At 67.1% G+C, this 20449-nt stretch carries 17 protein-coding genes; 7 read left to right on the top strand and 10 right to left on the bottom strand.

Going from position 1 to position 20449, the window contains the following annotated elements:
• The coding region (locus J8847_RS09220; RefSeq protein WP_211524403.1) for a YaiO family outer membrane beta-barrel protein at positions 1–758 on the top strand (758 nt) is incomplete at its 5' end.
• A gap of 6 nt (positions 759–764) precedes the next feature.
• On the opposite strand, the gene J8847_RS09225 is transcribed toward J8847_RS09220, so the two are convergent.
• Positions 765–3929, bottom strand: a complete 3165-nt coding sequence (locus J8847_RS09225; RefSeq protein WP_211524404.1) for an error-prone DNA polymerase — start codon at positions 3927–3929, stop codon at positions 765–767.
• 127 nt (positions 3930–4056) lie between these two features.
• Between J8847_RS09225 and J8847_RS09230 the strand changes: the two genes are divergently transcribed.
• The 5 genes from J8847_RS09230 (at position 4057) to hisC (ending at position 9856) form a co-directional block, all read left to right on the top strand.
• Positions 4057–4884, top strand: coding sequence for a PhzF family phenazine biosynthesis protein (locus J8847_RS09230; protein WP_211524405.1), 828 nt, complete (start codon positions 4057–4059; stop codon positions 4882–4884).
• Positions 4885–4986: 102 nt separating this feature from the next.
• On the top strand, positions 4987–7383 hold the full coding sequence (locus J8847_RS09235; RefSeq protein ID WP_211524406.1) for a TonB-dependent receptor: 2397 nt from the start codon (positions 4987–4989) through the stop codon (positions 7381–7383).
• 61 nt (positions 7384–7444) lie between these two features.
• Positions 7445–7714 (top strand): hypothetical protein, encoded by a 270-nt coding sequence (locus J8847_RS09240; protein WP_211524407.1) that lies wholly within the window; start codon positions 7445–7447, stop codon positions 7712–7714.
• A 122-nt stretch (positions 7715–7836) separates the two neighbouring features.
• Positions 7837–8721, top strand: coding sequence for an aspartyl protease family protein (locus J8847_RS09245; protein WP_211524408.1), 885 nt, complete (start codon positions 7837–7839; stop codon positions 8719–8721).
• A gap of 64 nt (positions 8722–8785) precedes the next feature.
• The gene (hisC, locus tag J8847_RS09250; protein WP_211524409.1) at positions 8786–9856 is read left to right on the top strand and encodes a histidinol-phosphate transaminase; all 1071 of its coding nucleotides are present in this window, start codon (positions 8786–8788) and stop codon (positions 9854–9856) included.
• Here the strand turns inward: hisC and J8847_RS09255 are convergent.
• The 6 genes from J8847_RS09255 to J8847_RS09280 all read right to left on the bottom strand — a co-directional run bounded on the left by J8847_RS09255 (position 9842) and on the right by J8847_RS09280 (position 16174).
• Positions 9842–10396, bottom strand: a complete 555-nt coding sequence (locus J8847_RS09255) for a PEP-CTERM sorting domain-containing protein (RefSeq protein ID WP_211524410.1) — start codon at positions 10394–10396, stop codon at positions 9842–9844. The two genes, hisC and J8847_RS09255, sit on opposite strands and share 15 nt — an antisense overlap.
• 27 nt (positions 10397–10423) lie before the next feature.
• Positions 10424–12763, bottom strand: a complete 2340-nt coding sequence (locus tag J8847_RS24420; RefSeq protein ID WP_211524411.1) for a family 43 glycosylhydrolase — start codon at positions 12761–12763, stop codon at positions 10424–10426.
• A gap of 211 nt (positions 12764–12974) precedes the next feature.
• A complete protein-coding gene (locus J8847_RS09265; protein WP_211524412.1) occupies positions 12975–13199 on the bottom strand; it encodes a 2-hydroxymuconate tautomerase family protein in 225 nt (74 codons plus the stop codon).
• A 16-nt stretch (positions 13200–13215) separates the two neighbouring features.
• Complete coding sequence (locus J8847_RS09270) at positions 13216–13953, bottom strand: SDR family NAD(P)-dependent oxidoreductase (RefSeq protein ID WP_211524413.1); 738 nt, start codon at positions 13951–13953, stop codon at positions 13216–13218.
• Positions 13954–14085: 132 nt separating this feature from the next.
• The gene (locus J8847_RS09275; RefSeq protein WP_211524414.1) at positions 14086–14997 is read right to left on the bottom strand and encodes a LysR family transcriptional regulator; all 912 of its coding nucleotides are present in this window, start codon (positions 14995–14997) and stop codon (positions 14086–14088) included.
• 46 nt (positions 14998–15043) lie between these two features.
• A complete protein-coding gene (locus J8847_RS09280; protein ID WP_211524415.1) occupies positions 15044–16174 on the bottom strand; it encodes a branched-chain amino acid ABC transporter substrate-binding protein in 1131 nt (376 codons plus the stop codon).
• Between the two features lie 250 nt (positions 16175–16424).
• Here J8847_RS09280 and J8847_RS09285 point away from each other — a divergent pair, with 250 nt between their 5' ends.
• A complete protein-coding gene (locus J8847_RS09285) occupies positions 16425–16730 on the top strand; it encodes a hypothetical protein (protein ID WP_211524416.1) in 306 nt (101 codons plus the stop codon).
• Here J8847_RS09285 and J8847_RS09290 read toward each other — a convergent pair whose 3' ends face one another.
• From J8847_RS09290 to J8847_RS09300, 3 genes are read right to left on the bottom strand one after another with little or no spacing between them, the layout of a single operon-like run.
• Positions 16731–18071, bottom strand: coding sequence for an ATP-binding protein (locus J8847_RS09290; RefSeq protein WP_211524417.1), 1341 nt, complete (start codon positions 18069–18071; stop codon positions 16731–16733).
• Positions 18068–18730, bottom strand: a complete 663-nt coding sequence (locus J8847_RS09295; protein ID WP_211524418.1) for a response regulator transcription factor — start codon at positions 18728–18730, stop codon at positions 18068–18070. Before J8847_RS09295 ends, J8847_RS09290 begins: the two co-directional genes overlap by 4 nt.
• Before the next feature lie 46 nt (positions 18731–18776).
• A complete protein-coding gene (locus J8847_RS09300; protein ID WP_211524419.1) occupies positions 18777–20297 on the bottom strand; it encodes a Do family serine endopeptidase in 1521 nt (506 codons plus the stop codon).
• Positions 20298–20449: the final 152 nt, after the last annotated feature.

Consider the following 20449-nt stretch of genomic DNA (forward strand, 5'->3'; position numbering starts at 1 on the left):
CCGGCGAGGTCGACGCCATGCTGGCCGCGATGCGCCCGCGTCCCGGCACGCCCGATGCGGCCATCGCCGAAGGCTATGCCTGGGCGGCGGGCCTGTCCTCGACCTGGACCAGGCTGGGCGACAACCCGCGCTGGAACGAGCAGACCGCCAGCATTCGCCATTATGGCAAGCTCGGTTCGATCGGCTTCGAGGCCTTGCGCGCGCAGCGCTTCGCCCAGACCGGCCACGCCTGGGCGCTGGACGCCTACACCAAATTATGGAACGGCGCCTACGCCAACCTGCGCTACCAGCGTGCGCCCTCGGCGCGCCTGTTCCCGGCCAACAGCGGCCGCATCGAGCTGTACCAGGCGGTGGGTGACGGCTGGGAAGTCTCGCTCAGCGACGACGTGCTCGGCTTCGGCGAGCGCGTCAACATCTACGGCGTGAGCCTGGCGAAGTACAGCGGCAACTGGTACGTCCAGCTGCGCCACCAGAATATTGTGGCGCCGGGCTCGCACGGCTCGGGCGACCGCCTGCTGGGCCGCTACTACTACCAGGGCGACGCCGACAGCTACCTGGAGCTGGCGGTGAACCGCGGCCGCAGCGACGATCCGCTGTCGCTGGCGGGCGGACGCACCCGCTCCGGCGGCGGCAGCGTCAACCTGGTGCATTATTTTTCGCGCGACTGGGGCGGGCGCGTGGGCGCCGCCTTCTCCCGTGACAGCGGTGGCAGCGCGCGCGAGCGCAGCCTGAACTTCGCCGTCTACCGCCGCTGGTAAAGCCGGTCAGCAGAAGTCCCGGCTGGGCGCATGCAGGCGCCCCAGCAGGTGCGACATGTCGACCAGGCGCTTGGCGACCAGGTGGCGCACCTCCCCTTCCTTCTGCCAGATGCCGTACACGCCGAGCAGCGGCGCGTTCAGCACCTCGCGCCGCTGCTGCTCCACCAGCGAGGGCCAGACGATCACATTGACGTTGCCGGTCTCGTCCTCCAGGGTCATGAACAGCACGCCCTTGGCGGTGCCGGGGCGCTGGCGCACCGTCACCATGCCGCAGGCGCGCGCCAGCTGGCCGTTCTGGTAGTCCATCAGGGTGGAGGCCGGCATGAAGCGCCTGGCCAGCAACTGCTCGCGCAGCAGCGCCAGCGGATGGCGGCCCAGGGTCAGGCCCTGGGCACGGTAGTCGCCCACGATTTCCTCGCCTTCCGAGGGCGCGGCCAGCTGCGGCGTTTCTTCCTGCACCGTGGTCGGGCGCAGCAGGTCGCGGTCGGGCGCCGCGCCCACCGCCTGCCACAGGGCTTCGCGCCGGTGCCCGGCCAGCGAACGCAGCGCGTTGGCGCCGGCCAGCACCTGCAGGTCGCCCCGGTCCAGGCGCGCGCGCCGCGCCAGGTCGGCCACGCTCTCGAAAGGCCGGATGGCGCGCGCTTCCTCGATACGCTCCGCCACTTCGTGCTTCAATCCGCGCTGTAGCGACAGTCCCAGGCGCACCGCCGGCTGGCGCGAGCGGTCGACCGGGTCGAGTTCCTCCAGCGCCGAATCCCAGCCACTGATCGCCACGTCCACCGGCCTCACCTCGATGCCGTGGCGGCGCGCGTCCTGCACCAGCTGCGAGGGGCTGTAGAAGCCCATCGGCTGGCTGTTGAGCAGCGCGCACAGGAAGGCCGCCGGCTCGTGGCACTTGAGCCAGGAACTGGCATAGGCCAGCAGCGCGAAGCTGGCCGCGTGCGATTCGGGGAAGCCGTATTCGCCGAAGCCCTGGATCTGGCTGAAGATCGATTCGGCGAAGGACAGCTCGTAGCCGCGTTCCAGCATGCCGCCCACGATGCGCTCGTAGTACTGCTCCAGGCCGCCCTTGCGCTTCCAGGCCGCCATCGCGCGCCGCAGCTGGTCCGCTTCGCCCGGCGTGAAGCCGGCGCCCAGGATCGCCACCTGCATCACCTGTTCCTGGAAGATCGGCACGCCCAGGGTGCGCTCCAGGGCCACTTTCATCTGCGGGCTCGGATAGTGCACGGGATCGAGTCTCTGCCGCCGCCGCAGATAAGGATGCACCATGCCGCCCTGGATCGGGCCGGGGCGCACCACCGCCACTTCGATCACCAGGTCGTAGAAGCGGCGCGGCTGCATGCGCGGCAGCATGCTCATCTGCGCGCGCGACTCGATCTGGAACACGCCCACGGTGTCGGCCGCGCAGATCATGTCGTAGGTGGCGGCATCGTCGGCCGGGATGTCCTGCATCTCGAACACGTCGCCGTAGCGCTGCCCGACCAGTTCCAGCCCGCGCCGCATCATCGACAGCATGCCCAGCGCCAGCACGTCGACCTTCATCAGGCCCAGTTCCTCCAGGTCGTTCTTGTCCCACTGGATCACACTGCGCTCTTCCATCGCCGCGTTCTCGATCGGCACCAGGCGCGACAGCTTGCCCTGGGCGATCACGAAGCCGCCCGGATGCTGGGACAGGTGGCGCGGGAAGTTGAGCAGCTGCTGGGCCAGGGTGGCCCATTGCTGCGACAGCGGCGCTTCCGGATCGAGGCCGCTTTCGGCCAGGCGCCCGAGCAGGTCGGCGCGGCTGTCGAACCAGTGGTGGGTCTTGGCCACCTTCTCGACGATGGCCAGGTCGATGCCGAGCGCGCGTCCGCTGTCGCGCAGCGCGCTCTTGGGACGGTAGCTGATCACCACCGCCGCCAGCGCCGCGCGTTCGCGCCCGTACTTGCCGTAGATGTACTGGATGACTTCTTCCCTGCGCTGGTGCTCGAAGTCGACGTCGATGTCGGGCGGCTCGTTGCGCTCCTTCGAGATGAAGCGCTCGAACAGCAGGCTGGCGCGCGCCGGATCGACCTCGGTGATGCCCAGGCAGTAGCAGACCGCCGAGTTGGCGGCCGAGCCGCGGCCCTGGCACAGGATGTTCTGCGAACGGGCGAAGCGCACGATGTCGTAGACGGTCAGGAAGTAGTGCTCGTACTTCATGTCCGCGATCAGGGACAGCTCGTGCTCGATCTGGGCCTGCACCTTGGCGGGAATCCCTTCGCGGAAGCGCCGGTGCGCGCCGATATAGGTTTCCGCGCGCAGGTAGCTGCTGGCCGTATGGCCGGGCGGGACCACTTCGTCCGGATATTCGTAGCGCAGTTCGTCCAGCGAGAAGGTGCACAGGCGCGCGATGCGCACCGTCTCGGCCAGGGCCTCGCGCGTGTAGATATTGGCCAGGCGCAGGCGCGCGCGCAGGTGCTGCTCCGCGTTCTGCGCCAGGCCGTAGCCGCATTCGGCCACCGGCTTGCCCAGGCGCGTGGCGGTGAGCGTGTCCTGCAGTGGCTTGCGCGAGCGGACATGCATCACGACCTGGCCCAGCGCCGTGATCGGCAAGCCGTGCTGCCAGCCCACCTCCTCCACCGTGGCGCGATGGGCTTCGTCGAAGGCGCGGTGGAGGAGGGTCAATCCGAGCCAGGCGCGGCCCGGGAAGGTGGTGGCCATCCATGCGGCCTGCGCGTGCAGGCGGTCCACGTCCTGCGCCTCGTGCCCGGGATAGGCCGGCAGCAGGATCGCCAGGCAGTCGGGCATGTGCTTCAGGTGCGCGTGTTCCACGCCGGGTTCGGCCAGGTCGTCCGGCGTGAGGAAGTACTCGCCCTTGGCGGCGCGCATGCGGCCCAGGGTGATCAGTTCCGACAGGTTGCCGTAGCCGTTGCGGTTTTGCGCCAGCAGGATCAGCGACAGGGCCGGGCTGCCGTCGCGCCGCTTCAGGTGGAAGTGGGCGCCGATCACCAACGGCAGGCCGGTCTTCTTCGCTTCGCCGTGGGCGCGCACCACGCCGGCCAGCGAGCATTCGTCGGTCAGGGCCAGCGCGAAGTACCCGAGCTGCACCGCGCGCATCACCAGTTCCTCGGCGTGCGAGGCGCCCTCTAGATACGAGAAATTCGACATGCAGAACAGCTCCGCATATTGCGGCAGAACCTGCGTCTGCACTGCGGGAGAGGAAAAATCGGCGGTGGTCGGCGGCGCTGGCACGGCTGGGCTACAATCCTTAGGCAAAACAGCAATACTGTATGAATATACAGTATAACCGACCAAGGACACACAGCAAGAGAGAACGATGCGGATCCATGCCCTGCTTTGCTTCGGCGAACACCCCGGCGACGGCAACCCTGCCCTGGTGATCGAAGACGATCCGCGCGGCCAGGCCGAACGCGCGGCCTTCGCGCGCGAGCGCAACATCACCTGCGTCTGGATCGATCCCGCCGCTGAACCGGGCATCGCGGGCATCGCGGGCGTGGTCGACTACTTCTATCCCCACGCCCGCAGCCCCTTGTGCGTGCACGCGACCTTGGCGGTGGCGCAGGTGCTGTTCGCGCGCGCTCCCGAGGCGGCGATGCTGGCGGTGCGCACCGCGATGCGCGGCCAGCGCCTGGGACTGGTGCGCGAGGACGGCGGCTATTTCGTGCAAATGGAAGTGCAGGAAGCGACCCAGCCCGCACTCGACGGCGCGCAGCTGGCGCGCCTGCTGGCGGCGCCGGACCTGGTGACCGCATCGACGCCGCGCGCGACCTCGATCGGCAGCCCGAAGCTGCTGGTGGAAGTGAAGGACGCGGACAGCCTGCACGCACTCGTTCCCGACCTCGCCGCCATCACCGCCTGGAGCAGGGAGACCGGCGTGAACGGCATGTACGTGTACTGCCGGCATGCGGATGGACGCTACGAAGGGCGCAACTTCAACCACCTCGACCACGCGCTGGAAGACAGCGCCACCGGCGTCGCGGCCGGCGCGCTGACGGCGCTGCTGGAACAGGGGATCACCCTGCTGCAAGGCCGGGCGACCGGGCGCAGCTGCCTGATCCGCACCCGCTACGCCGACGGCGTGGTCCTGGTCGGCGGACGGGTCGAAGCGGCAGGCAGCGAAGCGGCTTTTCTCCATGCTGGTTGAATGATTTGAAGTTATATCATTACAACGTTGTGTTAACGATACAGAGCCATGGTGACTAAAGGGTCAATTGATTAGTATTCAATTTTCCCCCGGAGAAAATCTGTGCTCAAACTCAAACTGATTCCCCAGTCGCTCCTACTTGCCCTGTACGGCGGCGCCGCCCTTGCCTCCCTGATTCCCGCCGCCGCCTTCGCACAAAGCGCAGCGCCGGCAGCCAGCACCGAGAACGTCGCCACCGTCAGCGTGGTCGGCTCGCGCCGTGTCGGCAACGCCTCTTCCACCGACACCCCGGTGCCGGTCGACTTCATCCCCATGACCAAGGCCGCCGAACAAGGCGGCCAGTTCGACCTGGCCCAGGCGCTGACCAACATCTCGCCCTCGTTCAACTCGACCCGCCAGACCGGCGCGGACGGCGCCGACCTGATCGACTCGGCCGCCCTGCGCGGCCTGGGCTCGGACCAGACCCTGGTGCTGGTCAACGGCAAGCGCCGCCACACCGTGGCGCTGGTGAATCTGTTCGGCGCGCGCAACCGCGGCAACACGGGCACCGACATGAATGCGATCCCGCTGCTGGCGATCAAGAACGTGCAGGTGCTGCGCGACGGCGCCGCCGCGCAATACGGCTCGGACGCGATCGCGGGCGTGATCAACATCGAACTGAAGAAAAACCTGGGCTGCGAATCGGTGCTGGGCTACGGCCAGTACACCGAAGGCGACGGCGAGAACTGGCTGGCCTCGGCCTACTGCGGCGTGGCCGTGGCGGGTGGCGTGCTGGGCATCACCGGCGAATGGTATGACCGCGGCCGCTCGAACCGCTCGGAGCCGGGCAATCCGCGCATCATCGGCGACACCAAGTCCGAGAACCAGACCCTTTACCTGAACGGCGAATTCCCGACTGGTCCGGGCAAGCTGTATTTCACCGCGGGCGCGCAGAAGCGCGACGCTTCGTCGGCGGCCTGGGCGCGCGAAGGCGTGGGCTCGGACGATATTCCGCGCCGTAACTCGGCGGCCATGTACCCGACCGGCTTCGTTCCCTTCATCGACGGCAAGGTCGACGACCGCTGGGGCACCGTGGGCTACCGCTGGCAAATGGGCGAGTGGAACACCGACCTGTCGCAGACCTACGGCTACAACCGCCTGATGTACAACATCAATAACACCCTGAACGCCTCGATCGCCAACCAGGACCTGCTTGCCGGCGGTCCGGGCCGCAGCGCCTCGGCCTTCGACGCGGGCGGCTTCTCGTTCCGCCAGGCGACCACCAACCTGGACTTCAGCCGCTTCTACAACGGCGTCCTGAACGGCATGAACGTCGCCTTCGGCCTGGAGCACCGCCGCGAGAACTACAAGATCTTCGCCGGCGAGCCGGGCTCTTATATCGACGCCGACGGCCTGAACTTCGGCGGCGCACCGGGCAGCCAGGGTTTCCCGGGCTTCCAGCCGGGCGATGCGACCGACAGCGACCGCCACAGCAGCGCCGCCTACATCGACATCGAGACCGACGTCAGCGACCGCTTCAAGGTCCAGACCGCGCTGCGCCACGAGCGCTATTCGGACTTCGGTTCGACCACCACCGGCAAGCTGGCCGGCTCCTACCGCGTGACGCCGAGCGTGCTGCTGCGCGCCTCGGCCAGCACCGGCTTCCGTGCGCCGTCGCTGCAGCAGGTCCACTTCTCGTCGACCTTCACCGACTTCGTCAGCGGCGAGGCGGTGGACGTGGTGCTGGCGCCAAACGGCGGCGCGGTGGCGAATGCCGCCGGCATCCCGCAGCTCAAGGATGAGCAATCGAAGAGCTTCACCGCGGGCATCACCTGGTCGCCGACCCAGTCGACTTCGGTGACGGCCGACCTGTACCGCATCGACATCGACGACCGCATCGTGCTGACGGGCCGCTTCGACGCCGAGAACTATCCTGCGCTGGGCGCCACCCTGCAGCAGCTGGGCGTGGACCAGGCGCAGTTCTTCGTCAACTCGGTCGACACCAAGACCCAGGGCCTGGACCTGACCGTGTCGAACCGCGCCGACCTGGGCGCGGGCAAGCTGAGCACCTTCCTGGCGCTGAACTTCAGCAAGACCGAAGTCAAGAACGTGAAAGCCCCGGCCGCATTCGCGGGCTTCGAGGACGTGCTGCTGTCCGAGCGCGAGCGCCTGTTCATCGAAGAAGGCGCGCCGCGCCGCAAGGCCACCCTCGGCTTCGACTACAGCCTGAACAAGTTCGAGACCTCGCTGCGCATCATCCACTTCGGTCCGCAGACCCTGGGCACCTTCTCGGGCCCGCCGGTGCCGAACCAGAAGTATGACGCCAAGACCTCGGCCGACCTGTCCTTCACCTGGGCCTTCACCGACAAGACCAAGCTGACCGTCGGCGGCACCAACATCTTCGACGTCAAGCCGACGGCGCAGGATCCGAACGAGACCGACAACGGCTTCAAGTACGAGAGCGTGCAGTTCGGCCTGAACGGCGCTTCGGTGTTCGCCCGCCTGTCGCACAAGTTCTGAACCGGCTTCGCATGACATCCAGAGGCTCCGCTTGCGGAGCCTTTTTTATTAAGGACTGACGATGAAAAAGACCGACCTGGCAAAGAGCGATGCCAAAAAATTGATGAATCAGATGAATGCGAAGGGCGCCGCCTTTGGCGCAGCGGCCAAGGCGGCTACGCCCGACCGCCGCGAACAGCGCGAGCGCGAGCGCGCGCTGGGACTGGTGCCGTTTGCCGTCAAGCTCAACGGCGAGCTGGTGCAGCAGTTGCAAAAGCTGAGCAAGGAGCGCGGCGTCGAGCTGAACCAGCTCGTGGCCGAGCTGCTGCAAAAAGGCCTCTCCGCCGACTGATCGCGAGATCATCCGGTCCGCTTCCCCCGGCTTTCGTCGCCCGCTGCGGCGATTCGTCGGAAAGCGGATGCATCCAGCCCCGCCGGCAAGGACACTGGCATTTTCTTCCACGGAGAAGTCACATGCCTACGTCCGCGCGCATCCTCTTCAGCCTGTGCCTGTCCTGCCTGAGCACCTGGGCCAGCGCCTCCACTCCCTCGCCGGACGCCTGCCGGCTGGCCAGTATGGCGCCTGAGAACTTCGTCATGCGGATTCCGTTCGAGGTCGTCGACGGACGGATCTATGTGCAAGCCAGGGTCAATGACCGCGGCCCGTTCCGCTTCGCCATCGATACCGGAGCGAGCGGCCTGGGACGCGCGGATGCGAGCCTGGTCTCCACGCTGAATTTGAAGCCGCAAGGAAAAGCCGAGGCCTCGGACGGCGTGCAGGCCGCGCAGGTCGATACCGTGCACCTGGACGCGCTCGAACTGGGCGGCCTGTCGCGCAAGGGACTCGATGTCATCACCCGCAACTACAGCGGCCGCATGCCGGCCGGCGCCGCCTTCCACGGCATCGTCGGACGCGAGTTCTTTGCGGACGGCTTGCTGATCCTGGACTACCCGAACAAGACCCTGGCCTTCAGCCGCACGCTGTCGCTGCCTGCGGCGGGAGAGCACATCCTCAAGTACGAGCGCGCTTTCCGCGTGCCTGTCTCCATTGGCTCGATCCGGACCGAGGGGAACCTGGACACCGGGGCCAACGTCAGCTTCGTGATGCCGCAAGCCCTCTACGACAAGGTCGGCAAGGGCCCGCTGGAGCTGGCCGGGCAAGGCACGCTGACCAATACGCGGATCGACACCATGCGCGCCGTCGTGCCCGGCCCGTTCAGGATCGGCGCCGCCAGCATCAAGGACGTGGAGGTGCGCGTCTCCGAGCGTTTTCCCGAGCTGCTCGTCGGCGCGCACGTTCTGCGCAATTACACGGTCATGATCGACCAGCGCTCGCGCAGCATCGCGCTATGCCCCTGACAAACGGACTTGCGGAGGCTCTGCTATAGTCGACAGTTCCGCATAGTGCTCAACCCGCAAGCCGATGAACACATTCTGGAGTCTTCACGTAGGCAAGCTGACGCCTTACGTACCGGGCGAGCAGCCCCGGATCGAGCGCATGATCAAGCTGAACACCAACGAAAATCCTTATCCGCCCTCGCCCAAGGTGATGGCCGCCATCGAGGCGGCTGGCGCCGACCGCCTGCGCCTTTATCCCGATCCGCAAGCGATCCGGCTCACGCAGGCCCTCGCCGCCTATCACGGCGTGGGACAGGACGAGGTCTTCGTCGGCAACGGCTCCGACGAAGTCCTGGCCCATGCCTTCCATGCCTTCTTCGTGCAGGACGCTCCCCTCCTGATGCCGGCGGTGAGCTACAGCTTCTACCAGGTCTATTGCCGCCTCTACGGCATCGAGGCCCGGCTGGTGCCCCTGGACGAGGACATGCGGATCGATCCCGGCCAGTACGGCGCGCCCTGCGGCGGCGTGGTGATCGCCAACCCGAACGCGCCGACCGGCATCGCGCTGACCCTGGACGAGGTGAAGCGCATCCTGCGCGCGCAGCCCGACCGCGTCGTGCTGGTGGACGAGGCCTATGTCGACTTCGGCGCGGAATCCGCCGTTTCGCTGATCCGCGATTATCCCAACCTGCTGGTGGTGCACACCTTCTCCAAGTCGCGCGCGCTGGCCGGCCTGCGCGTCGGCGCCGCCTTCGGCCAGCCGCACTTGATCGAAGGACTGAATCGGGTGAAGGACAGCTTCAACTCCTACCCGCTGGGACATCTGGAAATCGCCGGCGCCGTCGCGTCGCTGGAAGACGAAGACTATTTCCAGGCCCGGCGCGCCCAGGTGATGGCGACGCGCGAGCGCCTGGCGGAACGCCTGCGCACCCTGGGTTTCGACGTGCTGCCTTCGGCCACGAACTTCGTGTTCGCGCGCCATTCCCAACACCGTGCAGGCGACCTGGCCCAGGCATTGCGCGAATGCGCCATCCTGGTACGCCATTTCAAGTCGCCGGGGATCGACAACTACCTGCGCATCAGCATCGGCACCGACGAGGAATGCGCGCAGCTCGTGGCGGCGCTGGAAGACATCACCGCATCAAGCCTGGCTTGAACGCCTGCGCGACACGAGCAAGCCTGCCAGCGCGGCGCCGAACAGCGCCAGAGATGCCGGCTCAGGGACGGTGAAATCGTCCATCGCCCACGGCGTCGGGCTGCTGTTGTAGATCACCAGCGTATCGATGCCGTTCCATCCCAGCTGTACCCACTGCGGCGCCAGCGTATCGATCACATACGAGACATCCGTGGTGAACAGCAGCTGGCCATTGCGCCAGCCCTCGAACGAGATCTCCTGCTCCAGCCAGGCGGAAGTGAAGTACGCGCCCACGAAGTTGAAGCCGCCGGCCCTGGAGATCGCGGCCGGCGCGCCGTCACGGTTGAAGGCGGTGTTCGCGAACGAGACCGTCCCCGTTTCATAGCCGCTGCCCGGATAGGCGTCGGCCCGGATCACGCCGACGTTGTCCCAGTCGAAGCCCTGGTAGCCATTGGCCACCGCCTGGGTTTCATCGCCCGGCAGGTCGTCGAAACCGATCACGCCGGCGGATGCGCCGAACGACGCAAGCAGCAGCGCCAGGGAGAGAATGGTGTTCTTCATGTTGTCTTCCTCGAGATTCAGTCAGGATCAGCGGGCCAGGGCCGCCACGTCGGCATCGGTCAATGCGGTGCCGTAGATGCGCAGGTCGTCCATCGAGCCCTTGTAGGGCGTATCCCACCAGTTCACGCCCAGCGCGAACACGCCGGTGGCGGTGGTGAACACGTTCGGGAAGTTCACGCCGCTGAACTTCTTCACGCCATCCACATAGACATTGACCGCGCCGTTCTTCACCGTGAAGGCCAGGTGCGACCAGCGGCCGACCGGGATATTCATCCCCAGCCCGGCGTCGTACCAGGCCGTGCCCGACCACAGCATGCTGGCGCCGCCGACGAAGTCGTGGCCTTTCGGCAGGAGGCTGATCCACGAGTCCGTGGTGCGCGCGCCGAAGAAGGTGGTGGTGAAGGCCGTCAGCTGCGCCGGCTTGAGCCAGAGCGCCACCGTGTAGTTGTTGGAGGAGATCAGGCCATTGGGCAGGCGGACGCCGCTGGCGCCATCGAACACGGCGGCATTGCCCTTCACGCCCGCTTCGTATCCCAGGCTGCCGCCGGCGACATCGATGCGGCTGCCAATCAGGCTGCCCGGCGCGAACACGCCATTCGAATCGAACAGGTTGCCGTCGAACGCATAGTGCGCCAGCAGGCCGCCTGCCTTGCGCACGGTGACGGTGAAGGTCTTCAGCATGCTGGCAGTGCCCTTGGTGATGCGTGCGGTGAGCGTGAGCGTCACGTCGCCATTGGGCGAAGCGCTCACCACGCCGGTATTGCTGACCACCGCCGGATTGGACGAGGTCCAGGCGATGGTGGCGCCGCGCGCGCCGCTGGTCGGCAGGTTCAGGTTGGCCGTGACGGCCGAGGTATTGCCCAGGCTAAGCTCGTTGTAGATGGCGCTGGCCACCTGCGCATCGGTGCGCGGGACCAGGCGGCTGCCCATCACGCTCACGCCGTCGCGCGACAGGGCCGAGAAGGTCATCACATAGGTCTTCGAGGTCTCGTCCCATTGGCTGACCAGCACGCCCTTGTAGGGAACGCCGCCCAGCTGCAGCTCGACCTGGTTGCTGCCAACCAGCGTCCAGCTGCCGCTCGCCGCCCCGGTCACGGCGCCGGTGGAACTCAAGGTGATCGGCTGCGCCTTCTTGATGGTGGCGGAGATGTCCTTGCCGTGGTTGACCAGCAGGTAGTCGCCTACCACGAACTCGCGCCGCACGGCGGCCAGCTTTTCGTTGGCGAAGCGGTAAGGCGTCACGACCGGCCAGCCGTCCGCATTCATGAACATCTGGTGGGTGCGCACCTCGTGCTGTTCGCCGCGCTCGGGGAAGCGCGCATGGAACACCAGGAAGTGGCGGCCGGTGGCGGCGTCGTAATAGGCCGAGTTGTGGCCCGGCGAGACGTAGCCGGTGCCGATGCCCGTGCCCGTTTCGCCCAGCTTGCGGTCGAACAGGAAGCTGCCCATCAGCTTGACGCCGTAGGGTGCGATCGAGGCGTCGTCGAACAGCGGCTTGGCCGGGTCGGACTTCACGTTCGCCATGTTGTTGCCCTGGGCGTCCAGGTAGGGACCGTCGGGATTGAGCGAACGCGCCACGCGCATGTTGTAGCCGCCGGTCGCATCCAGCCCGCCGAAGGAGGTGAACATGTAGTAGTAGGACGTGGCGGGGCTGTACAGCACGAAGGCGCCTTCGATGCGGCTGTGGTTGCCGCCGATCAGGCGCTTGCCATAGCCCTGGCCCGGCAGCGGCATGCCGTTCGAGGGGTTCATCTGCATGATGAAGATGCCGCCCGAGTAGGAGCCGTAGATCATCCACAGCCGGCCGGCGTTGTCCGGGAAGACGTGCGGGTCCACCGTGTTCGGGTGCTTCAGGGCGTCGTAGATGCTGCCGTCGGGGCTGGCCTGTCCCCACATGCCGGACTGCAGGATGAGGCCCTTGTCGACATACGGACCCTCGATGCGGTCGGCGACCGCGATCCCCAGCGCCGAACGGGGCGAATCGCCCTTGCAGGCGTTGTAGTACATGTAGAACTTGCCGTCCGCGAGCTGGCGCACGTCGGCCGCCCACAGGGTGTTCGACTGGGCCCAGCTGAAGGCCTCGGACAGCTCGGTGAACACGTTGGCCGAGCCGTTCAGGAACAGCGGATTGGTGGCGCTGACGCTGCTGGTGATCTGCTGCCAGTTCATCAGGTCCTTGGTCTTGGCCGCCGCCAGGTGCGAGCCGAACACATAGAAGGTGTCGCCGACCTTGACGATGGAAGGATCGTGGACCGAGGCGTTGGTGAAGCTGACCGGCGTGTAGCCTGCCTGGGCGGCGGCGTCGAGGGACAGGAGGGACGAGGCCAATAGCGCCCCTATTCCCCATAGAGAGAATGGCTTCTTCATTGCGTGTCTCCGTCTTGTTATCGTTTGCGTTATCGTCGTTGCGCCTGCCGGATCGCAGGACGCACGTTCCCTGCGGCGCGTCTGGCACGGCCGTCCTGGGTATGTACGGTGAATGGACAGAATGAAGAGTTTTTATATTTTCGACAAATCACATTAAAACGGGGATCGATACCGATATCGGTATCGATCCCCGCGCGCCGTCAGCGCAGGCTTACTTGGCGCCGCCGCGCGCCGCCGCCTGGCGCTGGCGCAGCCTGGTGACGGCTTCGCCGCCCACGCCCCAGTTATCGGTGTTCACTTCGTCGATCACGACGAAAGTCGATGCCGGGTCCTTGTCCAGCACCTCCTTCATGAGGTCCGTGGCGCCCGCGATCAGCGCTTCCTTCTGCTGCCTGGTCACGCCTTCGTCGGTGACCTGGATCAGGATATAAGGCATGGCGTTCTCCTTGCGTTTACCAGGTGCCGGCGGTGGCGCCGCCGTCCACGTTCAGCACCACGCCGGTGGCGAAGCTGGCGTCGGTCAGGTACAGCACCGCGTCGACAATGTCGTCCACCTTGCCGAGCTGGCCGGTCGGCTGCAGGGTGCGCAGGAAGTCGTGGAAGCCGCTGTCGTGCATCGGCGTGTCGATGATCCCCGGCGCGACGGCGGATACCTTGATGTTCTGCGGGGCCAGCTCCAGCGCCAGCGCGCGGGTCGCGGCGTTCAGGCCACCCTTGACCAGCACCGGCAGCGCGGCCGGCACCCTGGCATTGGGTTGCAGCGCGATGCTGGCCGTGATGTTGACGATGTGGCCGCCGCCGTGCGCCGCCATGTGCGTGGCGGCCTGCTGCGACGGGTAGAAGAAGCCCATCAGGTTGGTCGCCACCAGGCGCTCCACATCGTCCGGCGTGTAGGCGGCGAAGGGCTTGGCGGTGAAGATGCCGGCATTGTTGATCAGGATGTCGGCCTTGCCGAAGCGGTCCGAGGCCGCCGCGAACAGGGCCTCGGCGGTTGCGGGTTCGGCGATGTCGCCGGCCACGCCGAGGAAGTTCTGCGGCTTGCCCAGGCTGGCCCTCGCCTGCTCCAGGCGCTCGGCGCTGCGGGCGTTGCCCACCACGTTGTAGCCGCGTTCGAGATAGGCCGCGGCCAGGGCCAGGCCGATGCCGCTCGATGCGCCAGTGATGACGACGGTACGGTTTGCTGCTTGCATGATGCGCTCCTTTGTTCGGTGGTGTGGACAGCAGCGTCGTTGCGCCGTCCATGGCCTGAACTATAGGAAGTCCGCACCGCCGGAAAAAGGTGATCGGCAGTAATACAATCGATACACGATGTAATGAATCGCCTAGCCTCTCAGCTGCTCGACCAGGAAGTCGACGAAGGCGCGCACGCGCAGGGCCACGTGGCGCGCATGCGGATAGAGCAGGCAGAAGGGCCGCGAGCGCCCGCCGTATCGCGGCAGCAGTTCGACCAGCCGCCCTGCCCTCAGGTCGTCTTCGACGATGAAGCGGTAGGTCTGGAACACGCCGCCGCCGGCGCGCGCCAGCGTTACCGCGCCAAGGATGTCCCCGGCGCAGCCATACAGGCCGTTTGTGGGCAGCTCGATGTCCGCGCCGCCGTCGCGGAACAGCCAGGGGATGTTGCGCCCGTTGCTGGGCAAGGCGAACTGGATGCAGTTGTGGGCGCGCAGCGCCTCCAGAGAATCGGGCGTGCCGGCGCGCTCCAGGTAATCCGGAGAGGCGACCACCACCAGTTCGGCGTCTTCCAGCTGGCGGGAGATCATGGTGGAATCGGGCGGCGTGCGGCCGCGGATCGCCAGGTCGAAGCCTTCGTCGCCAAAGTCGACGTTGCGGTTACTGAGGTGGAATTCGATGCGCACGTCCGGATAGCGGCGCGTGAACTCGGGCAACAGCGGCAGCACCCGGTAGTGGCCGTAGGGCGTAGGAAGGCTGATGCGCAGCAGGCCGGAGGGCGCGCTCTGGCGCCCGGTGACCATGCGCTCGGCCTCCACCAATTGAGCGAGCGCCGCGCGGCACTGTTCGTAGTACTCGCGTCCCGCTTCGGTCAGGTGCAGGGTGCGCGTGGTGCGCACGAACAGGCGCACGTCCAGGCGCGCTTCCAGGCGCGAGATGGCGCGGCTCACCGCCGCCGGGGTGACGCCCGCCGCCGTCGCCGCGGCCGTGAAACTGCCCAGTTCTGCCGTGGAGCAGAACAGCTCGATGCTGCCCAGGAGGATGTCGTCGAATTGGCGGGTCATCGGTTCATGCCATGGAGTTCATGCTGCCGATGATACCCGCCGGGGCTCATTTGGTCACCGTGAGGACGCTGCGCTTGCCGCCCTTGAAGCCATACAGGGTGATGGTGCCGTCGCGGATGTCGCCCTTCGCATCGAAAGCGATCGGACCGGTCACGCCTTTGTACTGGATGCTGGCCAGCACCGGCAGGTACTTGGCCGGCGCGGACGACCCGGCCTTGACCATGGCCTCCGCCATGACCATCACGGCGTCGTAGGCGTAAGGCGCGTTGATCTGCACGTCGATGCCGAAGCGCTTCTTGTAATCCGCCCGGAATTTGTCCATGCCGGCCTTGGCCTCGCCCTGCACGCCGCCCGCTTCCGCGCACACCACCTGGCCGTCCGCCATGGTGCCGCCGGAGAGCTTGTGGATCTCGTCCGAGCAGATGCCGTCGCCGCCCATCATGCGCACGTTCATGCCGAGCTGCTTCATCTGGCGCAGCATGGGGCCGGCGGTCGCGCTCATGCCGCCGAAGAAGACCAGGTCCGGCTTGCTGGCGCGGATGCGGGTGATGATGGCCGAGAAGTCGGTCGCCTTGTCGTGGGTGAACTCGCGCGCCACCACGCTGCCGCCCTGCTTCTGCAGGCTGCGCGAGAATTCGGTCACCAGGCCCTGGCCGTAGGCGGTGCGGTCGTCGACCACCGCCACGCGCTTCGCCTTCATGCCGTCGAGGGCGTAGCGGCCCAGCGCCTGGCCCAGCTGCACGTCGTTGGCCACCACGCGGAAGGTGGTGTTGAAGCCCTGCTGGGTGTACTTCGGCGAAGTCGACGAGGGCGAGATTTGCGGGATGCCGGCCGCGTGGTAGATCTTGGAGGCCGGGATCGTGGTGCCCGAGGTCTCGTGGCCGACCATGCCATGGATCTTCGCGTCGACCAGTTTCTGGGCCACGCTGGTGGCCTGCTTCGGGTCGCCGCCGTCGTCCTCGGCCATCAGCTGGAAGGTCACCTTCTTGCCGCCGATGCTCACGCCGCGCGCGTTCAGCGCTTCCACCGCCATGCGGGCGCCGTTCTCGGTGTCCTTGCCGAAGTAGGCCACCGGCCCGGTCACGGCCGCCGCATGGCCGATCTTCACCACCTCCTGCGCCGTCGCCATGCCAGCCGCCGCCGCCAGGGCGCCGACCATCATTACCTGCTTGTTCATCGCATCCTCATTGTCACTGCTAGCGCTAGCGCGCCAAAACCGTCCATTCTACCGGCTGCCGCACGGGCGTGCTGCTTGTGACAATTGGTGAGAATGCCATCTTGCTAACTGCTGTATTCTCCGCGCTCATCGGCGCAAAAGACGCCAGCCCCTGGCAGCAATAGGCAGAAAACGACGTACCACGGAGACCACCATCGATACCCCAGCCAGAATCAGGGCTGCCGGCGCGCTTGCCGGCGGCCTGCTGTTTTTGTCGACCGCGCTGCCGGTCCATGCCGCCGGGCTGGACCCGGCCACCGACGCATGCGCGCAGGCTGGCCGCCACGGCCAGCCCTGTGCCGGCGCCGTACTGGGCAAGACGCCCCGCCCCACGGCCGCCATCCAAGGCCCCCGCCACGCCGTTTCCGCACGCACGAAGCGCGAATGCCGGGGCTTGCAGGATGCGATCCAGGTGAGCGAACAAGCGGAACGGCGCAGCACCGGCGCCGGTGTGATCGAATCGCTGCGCCAGGACTTGCTCAGCCTACGCAAGCGCCATCGCCAGTTGGGCTGCTGATCAGCTTTCCTGTTTCTTGAAGACGACCGTGGCCGCCAGTCCGCCCAATCGCTCGGAACGGCCGAGCGTGAGCGCGGCGCCGTGGCGTTCGGCGATGGCCTTGATGATGGCCAGGCCCAGGCCGCTGCCGGCGGCTTCGCTGCCGGCCACGCGGTAGAAGCGGTCGAACACCCTTTCGCGTTCCTCTTCCGGGATCCCCGGGCCGCTATCTTCCACCGTGACCTTGACCGCCGCGCCCTCGGCGACCACCGAGATATCGGCCGTGCCGCCGGCGGGCGTGTACTTGATGGCGTTGTCGACCAGGTTGCGCAGCAGGATCTGCAGCGCATCCGGCTGGCCTTCCACACTGGCCGGGTCGGCCTGCTGCACGCCCACGTCGACGCCCTTGGCGGCGGCCACGCCGGCCAGGTCGGCCACGGTGCGGCGCGCCAGGTCGGCCAGGTCGACCGGGCGGCAGGCGGCGCCGCTGGCGGCGGTCGCTTCCTGGCGCGCCAGCACCAGCAGCTGTTCGACCAGGCGCGTGGCGCGGTCGATGCCGGCCGTCAGGCGCGCCACCGCGAGCTTGCGCGCGTCGGCGTTATCGGCGCGGTCCAGGCTTTGCGCCTGCAGGCGCAGCGCGGCCAGCGGCGTGCGCAGCTCGTGCGCGGCGTCGGCCACGAAATTCTGCTGGGCGTCGAAGGCGGTCTTCACGCGTCCGAACAGCAGGTTCAGTTCCTGCACCAGCGGACGCACCTCGTCCGGCAAGCCAGCTTCCGATACCGGCGACAAGTCGTCCGCCTGGCGCGAGGCCACCTGCGAGCGCACCCGCGCCACCGGCTCGAGCGATCCGCTCACCACCCACCACACCACCAGCATCAGGATCGGCATCATCACCGCGATCGGCCCCAGGGTGCGCAGCGCCAGGTTGCCCGCCATGTTGCGGCGCACGGCCAGGTCCTGGGCCACCTGCACGGTCTGGTTCGCGGTCTGGATCGAGAACACGCGGTAGACGGTGCCGTTGGCCTTCACGTTGGAAAAGCCCAGCACCGCACGCTGCGGCAGGCGCGCGCGAGAGACGCTGTGGAACATCTGGACCCCGTCCGGAGACCACATCTGCACCACCATGTCGTCGTTGCCGCCGCTTTCGCTGTTGGCTTCCATGCGCTCCTGCACCTCGGTGTTCGACAAGGGCGTGCCCGAGCGCAGCGAGAGCGCCATTTGCTGCATGTGGTAGTCGAAGATCTGGTCGGCGTCGTGCAGGGCCGTGCGGTAGGCGATGGATGCCTGGGCCAGCGCCGCGATCGTGATGGCCGCCAGCAGGAACCACAGCAGGCGGCCCCGGAGCGAATGGGTGACCTTCATGCCTTCGGGACCATGTAGCCCACGCCGCGCACGTTCTGAATCAGGTCGCTGCCCAGCTTCTTGCGCAGGCCGTGGATGTAGACCTCGACCGCGTTGCTGGAGACTTCGTCGCGCCAGCTGTATAGCTTTTCCTCGAGCTGGGCGCGCGACAGCACGGCGCCGGGACGAGCGACCAGGGCTTCCAGCACCGCCCATTCGCGCGCCGACAGCGCTACCTGCGTGCCGTCGACCAGCACCTCGCGGGTGGCGGGGTTGACCGAGATGTTCTTGTATTCGAAGATGGGTTCGGCGCGCCCGGCGGCGCGGCGCAGCAGCGCGCGGATGCGCGCCAGCAGTTCGTCGAGATCGTAGGGTTTGAGGACGTAGTCGTCGGCGCCGGCGTCGAGGCCGGCGATGCGCTGGGCCACCGAGTCGCGCGCGGTGGCGACCAGCACCGGGGTGCGGTCCTTGCGGGAGCGCATGGAGCGCAGCACGTCCAGCCCGTCCTTGCGCGGGAGCCCAAGGTCGAGCAGGACCAGGTCGTAGTTCTGGTTCTGCATCAGGGCCGTGTCGGCCATTTCGCCGTCCTTGACCCAGTCGACGGCGTAGTGCTCGGCCCTTAACAGGTCGAGCACTACTTCGCCGATCATCGTATCGTCTTCCACCAGCAATAGCCGCATGAATTCCCCGTTCTTGAAACCAGCAGGTCGAGGACGCTACGCTTCCTTAACCGATCCGCACCGGAATGAAGATTCTGTCACTCCCGCGCTGGATCAGCAAGGCCACAGACTTGCTGGCTTTCGCCACCACGTCGCGGACCTGGTCGACGGAGTTCACCGCGCGACCGTTGACTGAAATGAGTACGTCGCCCGGCTCGATGCCCGCCACGGCGGCGGCGCCCGAGGCGTCCTCGATCACGAGGCCGGAGGCGATGCCGCTCTGGCGGCGCTCGATCGGTTCGAGCGGACGCAGGGCCAGGCCCAGCTTGGCGCTGTTGTCCTGCACATCCGCGGCCAGCTCTTCCTGCGGGCGCTTGCCCTTCTCGCTGGCGTCGCCGAGCGTCGCATCGACGCGCACCAGCTTGCCGTCGCGCCAGACGTCGAGGCTCACGCGTTCGCCCGGCTTGGCCAGGGCGATGATGCCCGGCAGGTCGCCCGAGGACACGATGGACTGGCCGTTCACGCGGCGGATCACGTCGCCCGACTTCAGGCCGGCGCGCTCGGCCGGGCCGCCGCGCTCGACGCTCGAGACCAGGGCGCCTTCCGGCGATTCGAGGCGGAAGGAATCGGCGAAGCCCTGGCCGACTTCCTGCACGCTCACGCCCAGCTTGGCGTGCTGCACCTTGCCGGTGGCGACGATCTGGTCCTTGATGCGCACCGCGACGTCGATCGGGATCGAGAACGACAGGCCCTGGTAGCCGCCGGTCTGGCTGTAGATCTGCGAGTTGATGCCGACCACTTCGCCGCGGGTGTTGAACAGCGGGCCGCCCGAGTTGCCGGGGTTGACGGCGACGTCGGTCTGGATGAAGGGCACGGCGCCGTCCGGCAGCGAGCGGCCGGTGGCGCTCACCACGCCGGCGGTGACGGTGCTTTCCAGGCCATACGGCGAACCGATGGCCAGCACCCACTCGCCCACCAGCAGCGAACGCGATCTGCCGACCGGCACCACCGGCAGGTTCTTGGCGTCGATCTTCAGCACGGCCACGTCGGTCTTCGGGTCCGAGCCCAGGACCTTGGCGCGGAATTCGCGGCGGTCCTGCAGCTTGACGGTGACTTCGTCGGCGCCTTGCACGACGTGGGCGTTGGTCAGGATGACGCCGTCCGGGCTGACAATGAAGCCCGATCCGGCGCCGAAAACGACCGGCGCTTCACGACCGCCGCCACCACCGTAGCGCGGGTCCTGGAACTGCCGGAAAAACTCGTAGAACGGATGGCTCGGGTCCATGCGCGGCATGGCGCCGCGGTTGGCGGCGCGGCTGGTGCCGCTGACACGGATGTTGACCACGGCCTTGCCGTTTTGCGCAGCGATGCGCGTGAAATCAGGAAGCGTCACCGTCGCCGCAGGGGCGGCCACTGCAGCGGCAGGCGCGGGCGCGGCGGCCGGCGCGGGGGCGGCTGCGGCAGGCGCAGTCTCGGCTGCAACGTTGTTGTGGTTGACCGCAATGGCACCAACCGCTCCGCCAATGACGCCCGCGGCACACAGGGCCAGGGTCAGGCGTTTGGCGGTGATGGCAGGTTCGTTAGACATGTATGAGCTCCTGATGAAAATTGTCGATGGTGTGGATGATCGATGGAGGTAGTTTCCCGCATGAGCCTTAGACCATGCTTAAGTTGGCAAGAGTCCGCCTTAGGGCAGGCTTAAGGACGGGTTAACTCATCGGTTCCAAAAACAAAAAGGGC

The sequence above is a fragment of the Massilia sp. AB1 genome (assembly GCF_018119385.1).
Lineage (GTDB): Bacteria > Pseudomonadota > Gammaproteobacteria > Burkholderiales > Burkholderiaceae_D > Telluria.

Coding starts and splice junctions, on each gene's coding strand:
- hisC (WP_211524409.1), top strand. CDS start 8,786: ATGAACACATTCTGGAGTCTTCACGTAGGCAAGCTGACGCCTTACGTA.
- J8847_RS09255 (WP_211524410.1), bottom strand. CDS start 10,396: ATGAAGAACACCATTCTCTCCCTGGCGCTGCTGCTTGCGTCGTTCGGC.
- J8847_RS09270 (WP_211524413.1), bottom strand. CDS start 13,953: ATGCAAGCAGCAAACCGTACCGTCGTCATCACTGGCGCATCGAGCGGC.
- J8847_RS09300 (WP_211524419.1), bottom strand. CDS start 20,297: ATGTCTAACGAACCTGCCATCACCGCCAAACGCCTGACCCTGGCCCTG.
- J8847_RS09230 (WP_211524405.1), top strand. CDS start 4,057: ATGCGGATCCATGCCCTGCTTTGCTTCGGCGAACACCCCGGCGACGGC.
- J8847_RS24420 (WP_211524411.1), bottom strand. CDS start 12,763: ATGAAGAAGCCATTCTCTCTATGGGGAATAGGGGCGCTATTGGCCTCG.
- J8847_RS09295 (WP_211524418.1), bottom strand. CDS start 18,730: ATGCGGCTATTGCTGGTGGAAGACGATACGATGATCGGCGAAGTAGTG.
- J8847_RS09275 (WP_211524414.1), bottom strand. CDS start 14,997: ATGACCCGCCAATTCGACGACATCCTCCTGGGCAGCATCGAGCTGTTC.
- J8847_RS09245 (WP_211524408.1), top strand. CDS start 7,837: ATGCCTACGTCCGCGCGCATCCTCTTCAGCCTGTGCCTGTCCTGCCTG.
- J8847_RS09280 (WP_211524415.1), bottom strand. CDS start 16,174: ATGAACAAGCAGGTAATGATGGTCGGCGCCCTGGCGGCGGCGGCTGGC.
- J8847_RS09265 (WP_211524412.1), bottom strand. CDS start 13,199: ATGCCTTATATCCTGATCCAGGTCACCGACGAAGGCGTGACCAGGCAG.
- J8847_RS09290 (WP_211524417.1), bottom strand. CDS start 18,071: ATGAAGGTCACCCATTCGCTCCGGGGCCGCCTGCTGTGGTTCCTGCTG.
- J8847_RS09240 (WP_211524407.1), top strand. CDS start 7,445: ATGAAAAAGACCGACCTGGCAAAGAGCGATGCCAAAAAATTGATGAAT.